Source organism: Serratia sp. PAMC26656 (genome assembly GCF_016469055.2).
Lineage (GTDB): Bacteria > Pseudomonadota > Gammaproteobacteria > Enterobacterales > Enterobacteriaceae > Serratia > Serratia plymuthica.
The window spans coordinates 5,216,366-5,229,365 of the sequence record NZ_CP150486.1; the positions used below are offsets into that span (position 1 = coordinate 5,216,366).

25 protein-coding genes are annotated in these 13,000 nt (G+C 49.9%); all 25 read right to left on the minus strand.

Features of this window, described 5'->3' with window-relative positions; genetic code table 11:
- Positions 1-14 precede the first annotated feature (14 nt).
- Positions 15-1,346, minus strand: coding sequence for a preprotein translocase subunit SecY (gene secY / locus JEM67_RS25415; RefSeq protein ID WP_004929740.1), 1,332 nt, complete (start codon positions 1,344-1,346; stop codon positions 15-17).
- A 7-nt stretch (positions 1,347-1,353) separates the two neighbouring features.
- Positions 1,354-1,788, minus strand: a complete 435-nt coding sequence (gene rplO, locus JEM67_RS25420) for a 50S ribosomal protein L15 (protein WP_004951135.1) — start codon at positions 1,786-1,788, stop codon at positions 1,354-1,356.
- A 3-nt stretch (positions 1,789-1,791) separates the two neighbouring features.
- On the minus strand, positions 1,792-1,971 hold the full coding sequence (rpmD, locus tag JEM67_RS25425; protein WP_020439912.1) for a 50S ribosomal protein L30: 180 nt from the start codon (positions 1,969-1,971) through the stop codon (positions 1,792-1,794).
- A 2-nt stretch (positions 1,972-1,973) separates the two neighbouring features.
- The gene (gene rpsE, locus JEM67_RS25430) at positions 1,974-2,477 is read right to left on the minus strand and encodes a 30S ribosomal protein S5 (protein WP_004951140.1); all 504 of its coding nucleotides are present in this window, start codon (positions 2,475-2,477) and stop codon (positions 1,974-1,976) included.
- 14 nt (positions 2,478-2,491) lie between these two features.
- The gene (gene rplR, locus JEM67_RS25435) at positions 2,492-2,845 is read right to left on the minus strand and encodes a 50S ribosomal protein L18 (RefSeq protein ID WP_004951143.1); all 354 of its coding nucleotides are present in this window, start codon (positions 2,843-2,845) and stop codon (positions 2,492-2,494) included.
- A gap of 9 nt (positions 2,846-2,854) precedes the next feature.
- Complete coding sequence (gene rplF, locus JEM67_RS25440; RefSeq protein WP_004951145.1) at positions 2,855-3,388, minus strand: 50S ribosomal protein L6; 534 nt, start codon at positions 3,386-3,388, stop codon at positions 2,855-2,857.
- A 14-nt stretch (positions 3,389-3,402) separates the two neighbouring features.
- The gene (gene rpsH, locus JEM67_RS25445) at positions 3,403-3,795 is read right to left on the minus strand and encodes a 30S ribosomal protein S8 (RefSeq protein WP_004951149.1); all 393 of its coding nucleotides are present in this window, start codon (positions 3,793-3,795) and stop codon (positions 3,403-3,405) included.
- A 30-nt stretch (positions 3,796-3,825) separates the two neighbouring features.
- Positions 3,826-4,131 (minus strand): 30S ribosomal protein S14, encoded by a 306-nt coding sequence (rpsN, locus tag JEM67_RS25450; protein ID WP_004951154.1) that lies wholly within the window; start codon positions 4,129-4,131, stop codon positions 3,826-3,828.
- A gap of 13 nt (positions 4,132-4,144) precedes the next feature.
- Positions 4,145-4,684: a 50S ribosomal protein L5 gene (gene rplE / locus JEM67_RS25455; protein ID WP_004951155.1), complete on the minus strand. Its 540-nt coding sequence runs from the start codon at positions 4,682-4,684 to the stop codon at positions 4,145-4,147.
- Positions 4,685-4,698: 14 nt separating this feature from the next.
- The gene (gene rplX, locus JEM67_RS25460; protein WP_004951158.1) at positions 4,699-5,013 is read right to left on the minus strand and encodes a 50S ribosomal protein L24; all 315 of its coding nucleotides are present in this window, start codon (positions 5,011-5,013) and stop codon (positions 4,699-4,701) included.
- Between the two features lie 10 nt (positions 5,014-5,023).
- Positions 5,024-5,395 (minus strand): 50S ribosomal protein L14, encoded by a 372-nt coding sequence (gene rplN / locus JEM67_RS25465; RefSeq protein ID WP_004951161.1) that lies wholly within the window; start codon positions 5,393-5,395, stop codon positions 5,024-5,026.
- A gap of 166 nt (positions 5,396-5,561) precedes the next feature.
- Positions 5,562-5,816: a 30S ribosomal protein S17 gene (gene rpsQ / locus JEM67_RS25470; protein WP_012147219.1), complete on the minus strand. Its 255-nt coding sequence runs from the start codon at positions 5,814-5,816 to the stop codon at positions 5,562-5,564.
- The gene (gene rpmC, locus JEM67_RS25475; protein WP_004951169.1) at positions 5,817-6,008 is read right to left on the minus strand and encodes a 50S ribosomal protein L29; all 192 of its coding nucleotides are present in this window, start codon (positions 6,006-6,008) and stop codon (positions 5,817-5,819) included.
- Entirely contained in the window at positions 6,008-6,418 is a 411-nt protein-coding gene (gene rplP, locus JEM67_RS25480; RefSeq protein ID WP_004951171.1) for a 50S ribosomal protein L16, read from the minus strand. Before rplP ends, rpmC begins: the two co-directional genes overlap by 1 nt.
- A 12-nt stretch (positions 6,419-6,430) precedes the next feature.
- Positions 6,431-7,129 carry a 30S ribosomal protein S3 gene (gene rpsC / locus JEM67_RS25485; protein WP_004951172.1) on the minus strand — a complete coding sequence of 233 codons (699 nt, stop codon included), beginning with the start codon at positions 7,127-7,129 and terminating at the stop codon, positions 6,431-6,433.
- 17 nt (positions 7,130-7,146) lie between these two features.
- A complete protein-coding gene (gene rplV / locus JEM67_RS25490) occupies positions 7,147-7,479 on the minus strand; it encodes a 50S ribosomal protein L22 (RefSeq protein ID WP_004951174.1) in 333 nt (110 codons plus the stop codon).
- Between the two features lie 14 nt (positions 7,480-7,493).
- Positions 7,494-7,772 carry a 30S ribosomal protein S19 gene (gene rpsS, locus JEM67_RS25495; RefSeq protein ID WP_004929772.1) on the minus strand — a complete coding sequence of 93 codons (279 nt, stop codon included), beginning with the start codon at positions 7,770-7,772 and terminating at the stop codon, positions 7,494-7,496.
- 14 nt (positions 7,773-7,786) lie between these two features.
- Positions 7,787-8,611 (minus strand): 50S ribosomal protein L2, encoded by an 825-nt coding sequence (gene rplB, locus JEM67_RS25500; RefSeq protein WP_004951177.1) that lies wholly within the window; start codon positions 8,609-8,611, stop codon positions 7,787-7,789.
- An 18-nt stretch (positions 8,612-8,629) separates the two neighbouring features.
- Positions 8,630-8,932 (minus strand): 50S ribosomal protein L23, encoded by a 303-nt coding sequence (gene rplW, locus JEM67_RS25505; RefSeq protein ID WP_004951179.1) that lies wholly within the window; start codon positions 8,930-8,932, stop codon positions 8,630-8,632.
- Complete coding sequence (gene rplD / locus JEM67_RS25510) at positions 8,929-9,534, minus strand: 50S ribosomal protein L4 (protein WP_004929779.1); 606 nt, start codon at positions 9,532-9,534, stop codon at positions 8,929-8,931. The genes rplW and rplD overlap by 4 nt, the downstream gene beginning before the upstream one ends.
- Before the next feature lie 10 nt (positions 9,535-9,544).
- Positions 9,545-10,174 carry a 50S ribosomal protein L3 gene (rplC, locus tag JEM67_RS25515; RefSeq protein WP_004951181.1) on the minus strand — a complete coding sequence of 210 codons (630 nt, stop codon included), beginning with the start codon at positions 10,172-10,174 and terminating at the stop codon, positions 9,545-9,547.
- A 32-nt stretch (positions 10,175-10,206) separates the two neighbouring features.
- The gene (gene rpsJ / locus JEM67_RS25520) at positions 10,207-10,518 is read right to left on the minus strand and encodes a 30S ribosomal protein S10 (RefSeq protein WP_001181005.1); all 312 of its coding nucleotides are present in this window, start codon (positions 10,516-10,518) and stop codon (positions 10,207-10,209) included.
- A gap of 381 nt (positions 10,519-10,899) precedes the next feature.
- Positions 10,900-11,379 (minus strand): bacterioferritin, encoded by a 480-nt coding sequence (bfr, locus tag JEM67_RS25525; RefSeq protein ID WP_013814794.1) that lies wholly within the window; start codon positions 11,377-11,379, stop codon positions 10,900-10,902.
- A 74-nt stretch (positions 11,380-11,453) separates the two neighbouring features.
- Positions 11,454-11,648: a bacterioferritin-associated ferredoxin gene (bfd, locus tag JEM67_RS25530; RefSeq protein ID WP_013814795.1), complete on the minus strand. Its 195-nt coding sequence runs from the start codon at positions 11,646-11,648 to the stop codon at positions 11,454-11,456.
- A gap of 132 nt (positions 11,649-11,780) precedes the next feature.
- Positions 11,781-12,965, minus strand: a complete 1,185-nt coding sequence (tuf, locus tag JEM67_RS25535; RefSeq protein WP_013811124.1) for an elongation factor Tu — start codon at positions 12,963-12,965, stop codon at positions 11,781-11,783.
- Positions 12,966-13,000 lie beyond the last annotated feature (35 nt).

Consider the following 13,000-nt stretch of genomic DNA (forward strand, 5'->3'; position numbering starts at 1 on the left):
TCAAACGCGCCTGATTAGCGGTTATAGCCTTTCAGGTTTGCTTTCTTCAATGCAGACTCGTACTGACTTGACATCATCAGAGTTTGCACTTGAGCCATAAAGTCCATGATGACGACAACCACGATCAGTAGCGAGGTACCACCAAAGTAGAATGGTACTTTCATTGCATCACGCATGAACTCCGGGATCAGGCAGATGAAAGTAATGTACATCGCGCCCACCAGGGTTAAACGCGTCATTACTTTATCGATGTACTTCGCCGTTTGCTCTCCCGGACGAATTCCTGGTACGAAGGCACCGGACTTCTTCAGGTTATCTGCTGTTTCACGCGGGTTGAAAACCAACGCCGTGTAAAAGAAACAGAAGAAGATGATTGCAGATGCATAGAGTAACACATAAAGCGGTTGCCCTGGCTGCAAATACAGCGAAATCGTTGTCAGCCAGTTCCAACCGGTACCGCCCCCAAACCATGATGCAATCGTGGCAGGGAACAGAATAATGCTGGAAGCGAAGATTGCCGGGATAACCCCTGCCATGTTCACTTTCAACGGTAAGTGTGTGCTCTGTGCTGCATAAACACGACGACCTTGTTGACGCTTCGCATAGTTAACGACGATACGACGTTGACCACGCTCGATGAAAACAACGAAGAAGGTTACTGCAAACACTAATACTGCAACCAACAGCAACAGGAGGAAGTGCAGGTCGCCTTGCCGAGCTTGCTCAATGGTATGGGCCACTGCCGGCGGAAGTCCCGCTACAATACCTGCGAAGATAATGATCGAAATACCGTTACCGATACCGCGCTCAGTAATCTGTTCGCCCAGCCACATCAGGAACATTGTCCCAGTAACCAAACTAACTACTGCAGTAAAGTAGAACGCAAAGCCTGGATTTAACACCAGACCCTGCATACCAGGCATATTCGGCAAACCGGTAGCAATACCGATTGACTGGAATATGGCCAACACCAGCGTACCGTAGCGGGTGTACTGACTAATCTTGCGACGGCCAGCCTCCCCTTCTTTCTTGATTTCTGCTAACGCTGGATGAACCACCGTTAACAGCTGGATAATGATCGAGGCCGAAATATACGGCATGATCCCCAGAGCAAAGATAGAAGCACGGCTGAGTGCACCACCAGAGAACATGTTAAACATTTCAATGATGGTGCCTCTCTGCTGCTCGAGCAATTTGGCAAGCACAGTGGCATCGATACCAGGAATCGGAATAAAAGAGCCGATACGGAAGACAATCAGCGCGCCGATGACAAACAAAAGTCTGCGCTTCAGCTCGCCGAGCCCGCCTTTAGCACTTTGAAAATCTAATCCTGGTTGCTTAGCCATCTGCTACTTATTCCTCAATTTTACCGCCAGCAGCTTCGATAGCAGCACGAGCGCCTTTGGTGACACGCAGACCACGCAGGGTAACCGGACGAGCGACTTCGCCAGAAAGCATAACTTTCACGAACTCGATCTGGATACCAACAACGTTAGCGGCTTTCAGCGCGTTCAGGTCGATTACGTCGCCTTCAACAAGAGCCAGCTCAGACAGACGAACTTCTGCCGTGATCATAGCTTTGCGAGAGGTGAAGCCGAATTTCGGCAAACGACGATATAAAGGCATCTGACCACCTTCAAAACCACGACGTACGCCACCACCAGAACGAGAGTTCTGACCTTTGTGACCACGACCAGCGGTTTTACCCAGGCCAGAACCAATACCACGACCTACACGCTTCGGCGCATGCTTGGCACCTTCAGCCGGAGACAGAGTATTTAAACGCATCTGTTACTCCTCAACTTTAACCATGTAGGAAACCAAGTTGATCATACCGCGTACAGCAGGAGTATCCTCGCGCTCTACAGTGTGACCAATACGACGCAGACCTAAACCGATCAGAGTTGCCTTGTGCTTTGGCAAACGGCCGATGCTGCTTTTTGTTTGAGTTACTTTAATAGTCTTTGCCATGGTTATTTCCCTAGAATTTCTTCGACGGACTTACCACGCTTGGCAGCGACCATTTCTGGGGATTTCATATCTTCCAAAGCAGCGATAGTTGCACGAACCACGTTGATCGGGTTAGTAGAACCATATGCTTTAGCCAATACGTTATGAACCCCTGCAACTTCCAGGACGGCGCGCATTGCACCACCGGCGATAATACCGGTACCTTCGGAAGCTGGTTGCATGAATACACGGGAACCCGTATGAGCACCTTTAACAGGGTGCTGCAGAGTGCCGCTATTCAAAGCAACATTAATCATAGCGCGACGGGCTTTTTCCATCGCTTTCTGGATCGCTGCCGGAACTTCGCGTGCTTTGCCGTAGCCAAAACCAACGCGACCGTTACCATCACCAACTACTGTCAGTGCGGTAAAGCTGAAAATACGGCCACCTTTTACGGTTTTAGATACGCGGTTTACCGCGATCAGCTTTTCCTGCAGTTCGCCAGCTTGTTTTTCGATGTGAGCCATCTTAAACCTCTTCCTTAGAACTGAAGGCCAGCTTCACGGGCAGCATCTGCCAGTGCCTGGACTCGACCATGATATTGGAAACCGGAACGGTCAAAGGATACTTTAGAGATCCCTTTTTCCAACGCGCGCTCAGCCAGAGTTTTACCTACGGCCGCTGCTGCGTCTTTGTTACCGGAATACTTCAATTGCTCTGTGATAGCTTTTTCTAAAGTAGAAGCAGCTACCAGTACTTCAGAACCATTTGGAGCAATTACCTGTGCGTAAATGTGACGCGGGGTACGATGTACCACCAGGCGGGTTGCACCCAGTTCTTTGATCTTACGGCGTGCGCGGGTCGCACGACGGATACGAGCAGATTTCTTATCCATAGTGTTACCTTACTTCTTCTTAGCCTCTTTGGTACGCACGACTTCGTCGGCGTAACGGACACCCTTGCCTTTATAAGGCTCAGGACGGCGGTAGGCACGCAGATCTGCAGCAACCTGGCCAATAACTTGTTTATCAGCGCCTTTCAGCACGATTTCAGTTTGGCTTGGGCATTCAGCAGTAATACCTGCTGGCAGCTGGTGATCGACCGGGTGAGAGAAGCCTAAGGCTAAATTCACCACGTTGCCTTTAACAGCAGCACGATAACCAACACCTACCAGTTGAAGCTTCTTGGTGAAGCCTTCGGTAACACCAACGACCATTGCGTTCAGCAGAGCGCGCGTTGTACCCGCTTGGGCCCAAGCGTTAGCAAAACCTTCGCGCGGGGCGAAAGTTAGTGCATCACCTTCTTGCTTCACTTCAACGGCGTTGTGGACAGTACGAGTCAGCTCGCCGTTCTTACCCTTAATCGAAATAACCTGACCGTTGAGTTTTACCTCTACGCCGGCAGGAATGACGACGGGTGCTTTTGCAACACGAGACATTCTTTCCTCCCGAATTAAGCTACGTAGCAGATAATCTCGCCACCAAGACCAGCTTGGCGAGCTGCACGATCGGTCATAACACCTTTAGAGGTAGAAATAACAGCAATACCCAAACCAGCCATAACTTTTGGCAGTGCATCTTTTTTCTTATAGATGCGCAGACCTGGACGGCTGATTCGTTGAATGCTTTCTACCACTGCCTTACCCTGGAAGTACTTCAGTACCAGTTCCAGAACAGGCTTGGTGTCGCCTTCAATTTTAAAATCTTCAATAAAACCTTCTTCCTTCAGCAGGTTGGCAATTGCCACTTTCAGCTTGGAGGAAGGCATGGTGACCGCAACTTTGTTCGCGGCTTGACCGTTACGGATACGGGTCAGCATATCCGCGATCGGATCTTGCATGCTCATCTGTCTTTACTCCCGTGATTCAATTGGTAATTACCAGCTAGCCTTTTTCAAGCCTGGTACTTCACCGCGCATGGCGGCTTCACGTAACTTGATACGGCTCAACCCGAATTTGCCCACATAACCATGTGGACGGCCAGTTTGGCGGCAGCGTTTACGCTGACGAGACGGGCTGGAATCACGCGGCAGAGTTTGCAGCTTGAGAACAGCATCCCAACGATCTTCGTCGGAAGAGTTCACACTAGAAATGATAGCTTTCAATTCCTCGCGTTTAGCGCGGTACTTGTCAGCCAGTTTCACGCGAACGACTTCGCGTGCTTTCATTGATTGCTTAGCCATCAGTAACCCTGCCTTACTTACGGAACGGGAAGTTAAAAGCAGCCAACAGCGCGCGGCCTTCATCATCAGATTTCGCAGTAGTGGTAATGGTAATATCCAAACCACGAACGCGGTCGACTTTGTCATAGTCGATTTCTGGGAAGATGATTTGCTCACGCACACCCATGCTGTAGTTACCACGGCCATCGAATGACTTGGCGGACAAGCCACGGAAGTCACGGATACGTGGAACAGCAATGGAAATCAGTCGCTCAAAGAACTCCCACATGCGTTCGCCACGCAGAGTTACTTTACAGCCGATCGGATAGCCCTGGCGGATTTTGAAGCCTGCAACAGATTTGCGTGCTTTGGTGATGAACGGCTTTTGACCGGAGATTGCTGCCAAATCAGCTGCTGCATTATCCAGCAGTTTCTTGTCAGCGATCGCTTCACCAACACCCATATTCAGGGTGATCTTCTCGACCCGAGGGACTTGCATGACAGAGTTGTAATCAAACTGAGACATCAGTTGTTTGACTACCTCGTCTTTGTAGTAATCATGCAGTTTCGCCATCGTATTACTCCAAATTACTTGATAGTTTCGCTGTTAGACTTGAAGAAACGGACTTTTTTCCCGTCTTCGAATCTAAAGCCTACACGGTCAGCCTTACCGGTAGCCGCGTTGAAGAGAGCAATGTTAGAAACCTGAATTGCAGCTTCTTTTTCAACAATGCCACCTGGTTGGTTCAGGGCCGGAACCGGCTTCTGATGTTTCTTGACCAGGTTGATACCTTCAACAATGACCTTACCAGCAGACAGGACATTTTTTACTTTACCGCGTTTACCTTTGTCTTTCCCGGTAAGCACGATAATTTCGTCATCACGACGGATTTTCGCTGCCATGTTTCGCTCCTTAGAGTACTTCTGGTGCCAGAGAGATAATTTTCATGAACTTCTCATTACGCAGTTCACGAGTTACCGGCCCAAAAATACGCGTACCGATAGGTTGCTCGCTGTTATTGTTTAAAATAACGCATGCATTACCATCGAAGCGAATGACAGAACCGTCCGGGCGACGTACACCCTTCTTGGTGCGCACCACTACCGCCTTCAGCACATCGCCTTTCTTCACCTTACCGCGAGGAATTGCTTCCTTGATGGTAATTTTGATGACATCGCCGATGCCTGCGTAGCGACGGTGCGAGCCACCTAGAACCTTGATACACATTACGCGACGTGCACCGGAGTTGTCGGCCACGGTCAGCATAGTCTGTTCTTGGATCATGTTAGTGCTCCGCTAATGTCAACTACAACTTTAGGACCTATTACTAGATCGTTGAAAAGCCCCATAACCGAGGGCGCAGCATTATAACACCGCTTCCAGAGTATGGGTAGAAAAAATAAACGGCTCATTTTCTGAGCCGTTTATTAAGTTAGAGGCTGCTACTCTATTACAGAATCGCTTTCTCTACAACGCGAACCAACGTCCAAGACTTAGTCTTAGACAGTGGACGGCATTCGCGGATTTCTACCACGTCACCAATACCACATTCGTTGTTCTCGTCATGTACGTGCAGCTTGGTCGTACGCTTGATGAATTTCCCGTAGATCGGGTGCTTCACCGTGCGCTCGATAGCAACAACCATGGATTTCTCCATTTTGTCACTAATAACACGACCCTGCAGAGTACGGTTAATATCAGTCATTTACACACCCGCCTTTTCAGTCAGTAAAGTCTTAACGCGTGCGACGTTACGGCGCACTTGTTTCAACAGGTGAGTTTGTTGCAGCTGGCCACTTGCCGCCTGCATGCGCAAGTTAAATTGCTCACGCAGCAGGTTGAGCAGCTCAGTGTTCAGCTCTTCAACGCTTTTTTCACGCAGCTCTTGTGCTTTCATTACATCACCGTCTTAGTTACAAAGGTGGTTTTGATCGGCAATTTAGCTGCAGCCAGCTTGAATGCCTCACGGGCGACCTCTTCTGGTACACCGTCCATTTCGTACAGGACTTTACCAGGTTGGATCAGGGCAACCCAATACTCCACGTTACCCTTACCTTTACCCATACGCACTTCGAGCGGCTTCTCGGTAATTGGTTTGTCCGGGAATACACGGATCCAAATTTTACCTTGACGCTTAACTGCACGAGTCATTGCACGACGAGCTGCTTCGATTTGACGAGCAGTCAGACGGCCACGGCCAACAGCTTTCAGACCGAAAGTGCCGAAGCTAACATCCGTACCCTGCGCCAGACCACGGTTGCGGCCTTTGTGCATCTTACGGAATTTTGTACGCTTTGGTTGTAACATCAGCGACTCTCCTTACTTGCGGCCTTTACGCTGCTGCTTTTTAGGTTGAGCAGCCGGTTCCGGTTGTTCAACTGCAGCCATACCACCCAGGATCTCACCTTTGAAGATCCATACCTTAACGCCGATTACACCATAAGTGGTGTGCGCTTCAGATGTGTTGTAATCGATATCCGCACGCAGTGTGTGCAACGGAACACGACCTTCACGATACCATTCGGTACGCGCGATTTCAGCACCGCCAAGACGGCCGCTTACTTCAACTTTGATACCTTTAGCGCCAAGACGCATTGCGTTCTGTACAGCACGCTTCATAGCACGACGGAACATAACGCGACGTTCCAGCTGGGAAGTGATGCTGTCAGCAACCAATTTAGCGTCAAGTTCCGGTTTACGGACTTCGGCGATGTTAATCTGTGCAGGAACGCCAGCGATATCCGCTACGACCTTACGCAGTTTTTCGACATCTTCACCTTTCTTGCCGATAACGATGCCTGGACGAGCAGTGTGAATAGTCACACGGATGCTCTTCGCAGGACGTTCGATAACGATGCGAGAAACGGAAGCTTTCGCCAGTTCCTTAATCAGGAATTGACGAACTTTAAAGTCGCTGTCCAGGTTGTCAGCGAATTCTTTGGTATTCGCATACCAAGTAGAGTTCCAAGGTTTGACAATACCCAGGCGAATACCATTAGGATGTACTTTCTGACCCATTGCTAGTCTCCAGAGTCTCAGCGATCGGACACAACCACAGTAATGTGGCTGGTGCGCTTCAGGATGCGATCTGCACGACCTTTTGCACGCGGCATAATGCGCTTCATGCTTGGGCCTTCGTCTACGAAGATTTTCGTGACTTTCAGATCATCGATGTCAGCGCCATCGTTGTGTTCTGCGTTAGCAATGGCAGACTCCAGCACTTTCTTAACCAGACCGGCAGCTTTCTTGTCGGTGTAGGTCAGAGTTTCCAGAGCTTGCGACACTTTCTTACCGCGGATCAGGTCTGCAACAAGGCGAACCTTCTGAGCAGAAGAACGAGCGTGGCGATGTTTAGCGATAGTTTCCATCTCTTCCTCCTACCTTAGCGCTTTTTAGCTTTTTTATCAGCCGCATGGCCGCGATAAGTGCGAGTCGGCGCGAATTCACCCAGTTTGTGACCGACCATTTCGTCGGAAACAAACACTGGTACGTGCTGACGACCATTATGGACAGCGATGGTCAAACCGATCATGTTAGGAAAGATCGTTGAACGACGGGACCAAGTGCGCAAAGGCTTCTTGTCACCGCTTTCCACCGCTTTCTCTACCTTCTTCAGCAAGTGCAGGTCAATAAAAGGACCTTTCTTGAGAGAACGTGGCATGGCTTATCCTCTAATTATTTTTTGCTACGGCGACGTACGATGAACTTATCAGTACGCTTGTTGCTGCGGGTTTTCTTACCTTTGGTCTGAACGCCCCATGGAGTTACTGGGTGTTTACCAAAGTTTTTACCCTCACCACCACCGTGCGGGTGATCTACCGGGTTCATCGCCGTACCGCGGACGGTAGGACGAACACCACGCCAACGTGCAGCACCTGCTTTACCCAGAACGCGAAGCATATGTTCAGCGTTACCGACTTCACCCAAGGTGGCGCGGCAATCAACTGGAACTTTACGCATTTCGCCTGAGCGCAGACGCAGAGTTACGTAGGAACCGTCACGAGCAACGATTTGAACGTAGGCACCAGCAGAACGAGCCAGCTGGCCGCCTTTACCTGGTTTCATTTCTACGTTGTGGACCGTTGAACCAACCGGGATGTTGCGCATTGGCAGGGTGTTACCCGCTTTGATTGCAGCATCAACGCCAGATTGAATCTGGTCACCAGCTTTCAGGCCTTTCGGCGCCAGGATGTAACGGCGTTCGCCGTCTTTGTACAGAACCAGCGCGATGTTCGCGGAACGGTTCGGATCGTACTCCAGACGCTCAACCACAGCAGGAATACCATCTTTGTTGCGTTTGAAGTCAACCAGACGATAATGTTGCTTGTGGCCACCACCGATATGACGGGTGGTGATACGGCCATTGTTGTTACGACCACCGCTTTTGCTCAGTTTCTCAAGCAGCGGGGCATAAGGTTTACCCTTGTGCAGCTCAGGGTTAACCACTTTAACAACGTGGCGACGACCCGGAGATGTAGGTTTACATTTAACAATTGCCATTGTTCTTACTCCTCCGACTTACTCTGCGCCGCCGATGAAGTCCAGGTTCTGGCCTTCTTTCAGGGTGACGTAAGCTTTTTTCCAGTCGCTACGACGACCAACACGCTGACCGTGACGTTTCACTTTCCCTTTAACTACCAGGGTGTTCACGTCTTCGACTTCGACTTCAAACAGTTTCTGCACTGCAGCTTTGATTTCTGCTTTGGTCGCGTCTTTGGCAACTTTGAGTACGATGGTGTTGCTTTTTTCCATCGCAGCGGATGCTTTTTCAGATACGTGCGGTGCACGCAGCACTTTCAGCAAACGTTCTTCACGGATCATGCCAGCATCTCCTCAACTTGCTTCACAGCATCAGCAGTCATAACCACTTTGTCGAAGGCGATCAGGCTAACCGGGTCGATACCTGCTACATCGCGCACGTCAACCTTGTACAGGTTGCGAGCTGCCAGGAACAGATTCTCATCCAGTTCACCGGTCACGATCAGCACATCTTCCAGAGCCATATCTTTCAGTTTCTGTGCCAGCAGCTTAGTTTTAGGCGCTTCTACAGAGAACTTCTCGACAACGATCAGACGATCTTGACGTACCAGCTCGGACAGGATGCTTTTCAGCGCGCCGCGGTACATCTTTTTGTTTACTTTCTGACTGTGGTCCTGCGGTTTAGCAGCAAAGGTCACGCCGCCTGAACGCCAGATCGGGCTCTTTACAGAACCTGAACGCGCACGGCCGGTACCTTTCTGGCGCCACGGTTTTTTACCGGAACCAGTCACTTCAGCACGGGTCTTCTGAGCACGGGTACCTTGACGGGCACCTGCTGCATAAGCAACAACAACCTGGTGTACCAGCGCTTCGTTGAAATCACGACCGAAGGTAGTTTCGGAAACAGTCAGCGCGCTTTGCGCGTCTTTCAATACTAATTCCATTGCTATCCCCTTACGCCTTCACAGCTGGTTTAACGATCAGGTTGCCACCGGTTGCGCCCGGTACAGCACCCTTAACCAGCAGCAGGTTGCGCTCAGCGTCAACACGTACTACGTCCAGGCTTTGAACGGTTACACGCTCGTCACCCAGGTGGCCAGCCATTTTCTTGCCTTTGAACACTTTGCCCGGAGTCTGGTTCTGACCGATAGAACCCGGAACGCGGTGAGACAAGGAGTTACCGTGGGTAGCGTCTTGGGTACGGAAGTTCCAGCGCTTTACAGTGCCGGCAAAACCTTTACCTTTAGAAGTACCGGTAACATCGACTTTTTTAACGTCAGCGAAGATTTCTACGCTGATGTTTTGACCTGCAGTGAACTCTTCACCTTCTGCAAGGCGGAATTCCCACAGACCACGGCCAGCTTCAACGCCAGCTTTAGCGAAATGACCCGCTTCCGGTTTGGTCACACGGTTAGCTTTTTTGCTACCAGTGGTGACTTGAACGGCACGGTATCCGTCGTTAGCCAGGTCTTTAACCTGAGTCACGCGGTTCGCTTCAATTTCAATCACGGTTACTGGGATAGAAACGCCATCTTCAGTGAAGATACGAGTCATACCCACTTTTTTACCGACTAAACCAATCATTGTTTCAACCTCTCAATCGCTCAATGACCTGATTAACCCAGGCTGATCTGCACGTCTACACCGGCAGCCAGATCCAGACGCATCAGAGCATCAACGGTTTTCTCGGTTGGCTCAACGATGTCAACCAGACGCTTGTGAGTGCGAATCTCGTACTGATCACGCGCGTCTTTGTTAACGTGCGGAGAGATCAGAACGGTAAAGCGCTCTTTGCGAGTTGGCAGCGGGATCGGACCACGGACTTGCGCACCAGTGCGCTTGGCAGTCTCGACGATTTCCGCGGTTGATTGATCGATAAGACGATGATCAAACGCTTTCAGGCGGATACGGATTCTTTGGTTCTGCATGAGACCAGAGCTCCAATTATTTATAAACGTAAATAATTACTCCTCACACCCATTTCGATTGATGGGGGAGTGTAATCGTCAACATATAACCCCCATATCGGGAGTATTGTTCGATGAGCAGAAAGTCCTGCCTATCGACTGATTCGCTAAAATCAGGCTTACCAAGATTAGGTAAGCCCGCGCATTATACGCAAAACAGAACGGGAAGCAAGCCGTAGATGGAAATATGCTCAGGATATCGGCACTTTTTAACGATTTGCGAAGTCGCCTGCAAAAACAGGTCACGGAGAGGGGAATTAGGTATAGCAGGGAAGATGTTGCCGCTACTCCCCTGCCCTGTCTGGAAAACAGCTGCCGGCGGGGAGCGGTATCATAAGGAGACTAGTCTTTGCGTTCCAGTATCTGGGCTTGCGCGTAATTCTGGATACCCAGACGCGCAATCAAATCCAGCTCAGTTTCCAGCCAGTCGATATGCCCTTCTTCATCCGCCAGAATTTCTATCATCAAATCGCGGCTGACATAGTCATGAATCGAATCGGCATAGGCGATAGCTTCACGCAGATTCTTGGCGCCATCCAACTCCAGAGCCAGGTCTGAACGCAGTATTTCTTCGATATCTTCGCCAATATTCAGTTTGCCAAGATCTTGTAGATTCGGCAGGCCTTCAAGAAACAGAATGCGCTCGATGTAGCGATCGGCATGCTTCATTTCGTCGATCGACTCGTGATATTCCTTATCATTAAGGCGCATTAAGCCCCAGTTCTTGAACATTCGGGCGTGCAGGAAATATTGATTGATGGCAACCAGCTCGTTGCCGAGCAGTTTGTTGAGGTGAGCAATGATCTTTTTATCGCCTTTCATAGGTAACTCCTCCTGGCCAGTTCTCAAAGTGTAGAAGCTGTAAGCCAAGAGTCAAAAAATAGCCTTACCTTTAGTTAGGCAACTTCATGCATAGGGATAATGGTTCCGCTTTCCTCCACCATAATCTGTCTTGCCTGTCGAATGCATTTCCCGCAGTCGGTACCAATCGGCACCAATTCACGCAGCTGCTTCATGGTATGAGGGTTGTGCTGACGTACTGCTTTACGGATCGCTTTGTCAGTCACGGCATTACATAGGCATACATACATAGAGAGACTCACTTCTTAACCAATTCCATAATTCTAAATAGGAATGCTTTTTATTTCAATTAAGATTTGAGAAAATCACATAAAAAAAGGGCACCGAAGTGCCCTCATTTTGTGTCGAAAAATTATTCGCGATTAAGCGATAACTTTAGCAACAACACCAGCGCCAACAGTACGGCCGCCTTCACGGATTGCGAAACGCAGGCCGTCGTCCATCGCGATTGGGTGGATCAGGGTAACAACCATGTTCACGTTGTCACCTGGCATTACCATCTCTACGCCTTCTGGCAGTTCGATGGTACCGGTCACGTCAGTTGTACGGAAGTAGAACTGTGGACGGTAGCCTTTGAAGAATGGAGTATGACGACCACCTTCTTCTTTGCTCAGGATGTACACTTCTGAGTCAAACTTGGTGTGCGGCTTGATTGAACCTGGTTTAGCCAGAACCTGACCACGTTCGATATCTTCGCGCTTGATACCACGCAGCAGAACACCCACGTTCTCACCAGCACGGCCTTCGTCCAGCAGTTTGCGGAACATTTCAACGCCGGTACAGGTAGACTTAACGGTGTCTTTGATACCCACGATTTCAACTTCTTCGCCAACTTTAACGATACCGCGCTCAACACGACCGGTAACAACGGTACCACGACCGGAGATGGAGAATACGTCTTCGATTGGCAGCAGGAACGGCTTGTCGATAGCACGCTCTGGTTCTGGGATGTAAGAATCCAGGAAACCGGCCAGCTCGATGATTTTAGCTTCCCACTCAGGTTCGCCTTCCAGTGCTTTCAGCGCTGAACCACGAACAACCGGCAGGTCATCACCAGGGAAGTCGTAAGCAGACAGAAGTTCACGAACTTCCATTTCTACCAGCTCCAGCAGCTCTTCATCATCAACCATGTCGCATTTGTTCATGAATACGATGATGAAAGGAACGCCAACCTGACGACCCAGCAGGATGTGCTCACGGGTCTGAGGCATTGGGCCGTCAGTCGCAGCAACAACCAGGATTGCGCCGTCCATCTGAGCAGCACCGGTGATCATGTTTTTAACGTAGTCGGCGTGCCCTGGGCAGTCAACGTGCGCGTAGTGACGGCTTGGGGTGTCATATTCAACGTGAGAAGTGTTGATGGTGATACCACGAGCTTTTTCTTCTGGCGCGTTATCGATCTGGTCGAAAGCACGTGCAGAACCGCCGTAGGTTTTAGCCAGAACGGTGGTGATTGCTGCAGTCAGGGTAGTTTTACCGTGGTCAACGTGGCCGATAGTACCAACGTTAACGTGCGGTTTGGAACGTTCAAATTTTTCTTTAGACACGGCTATATTCCTTACTCTTATGCTCTCCCCTCATG